Here is a 1,324-nt window from a genome sequence, read left to right on the forward strand (position 1 = left end):
TTTCCTAATTTCAGAAAAGTGCCCGATTGTTGAAGATCGTTTTTGAACTAAAGCACCTGGTTAGTTCAATAAGAAAAAAAGAGCTGCATACGCAACTCAATTATTTTTAACTAATTCTTAATATATATTTACCCCTATAATATATGTCAATTCATTCATAGATTTGTTATTTATAGTTTTCAAGATAGTTTCCTTTTTCAAAAATTTCTTTTGCACTTAAGGCAGTCCATTCCTCTGGAGTTTTATCAGGATTTAAGTCAAGATAGGATTTAACCATCTTGTAGCCTTCACTATAGCCGTAAGATATCGGCAACCCTTTTCCGCCATTTAAAATTTCTAAACTACGATTACTGTCATAATTTTTTAAATCAGGTTTAACTTTAGACCACAAAACCTTGTTGTAAGTCAAGTAAATCGGAGTATAGTCGTAGTCAGGATATACAGATTTTTCAAACATGACCGCTTTTCCTTCAAAAACCATATTATCCAAAACAGAAAACCTGTCCCCATTGGCATGCTTTTCCGCCCAAACACTGTGATGGTATTCGTGGGCAACAATTGACTTTAAAGCATCCCCCAAACCATTTAGATTAAGTGGGATAATAATTTTGCCCGCCCCTACTGCGAATGCCCCCCTATTATTGGTAGAGGAAGGGAATACACAAACTGCTACATCCCTTTGAGAGGGTAGGAGGTCAGCTGATTTCAAAAGGGATTCTTGTATAAGTTGATTGATTTCTGCTTTACGAGTCTCCATTTTTTCACTTACCACTTCTATTTCTGTTAACCCATTAGGAATCGTATTAAGAAGGTTTTCTGCCATATGAAGGTATTCTCCATTTTCAAAACAATCTTGATATATGGGTTGAATAATCTCATTATTATACAGTTCTAAGGTTTCCGAGGTTGAAAGATTCGGATTATCTTTGACCTTTTCAATATACGGATAAAACAGTTGATTGGCATAAATGATTTTGTATTTTTGTTTGGTTTGAGGGTGCTCAAATGAGAACACCATTTCTTTGTCAAGTATTTTTTGCTCTTTTTCTGTTTTTGTACAAGAAGTAAGGGTTAGACATGAAATTATTAGAATAAAAACAACAACAATTTTTAGATATTTTTTCAAAAAAATCCCCCTTATGTAAAAAAGACTATTTGTAAATAATATTACCATATTTTAGTCCCTTTTCGTCTATCAATTCTTGAACTAAACTGCCCCGTTAGTTTAAGTGAAAAGCTTCAAAATCTTTTACTCAATAATTCAACAATAATATCCAATTTTATTGAAAAGGTTTATCAATAATCTGGCCCTTTAATTAAAAAA

The 1,324-nt window shown here is 32.6% G+C and carries 1 protein-coding gene; it reads right to left on the bottom strand.

What is annotated here, in order from left to right; genetic code table 11:
• Nucleotides 1–166: 166 nt before the first annotated feature.
• On the bottom strand, nt 167–1,126 hold the full coding sequence (locus JIN86_RS23345) for a DUF2268 domain-containing putative Zn-dependent protease (RefSeq protein WP_202342977.1): 960 nt from the start codon (nt 1,124–1,126) through the stop codon (nt 167–169).
• Nucleotides 1,127–1,324: the final 198 nt, after the last annotated feature.

Origin of the sequence: Lysinibacillus sp. HST-98 (assembly GCF_016757845.1) — a bacterium.
GTDB classification, from domain to species: domain Bacteria; phylum Bacillota; class Bacilli; order Bacillales_A; family Planococcaceae; genus Lysinibacillus; species Lysinibacillus capsici.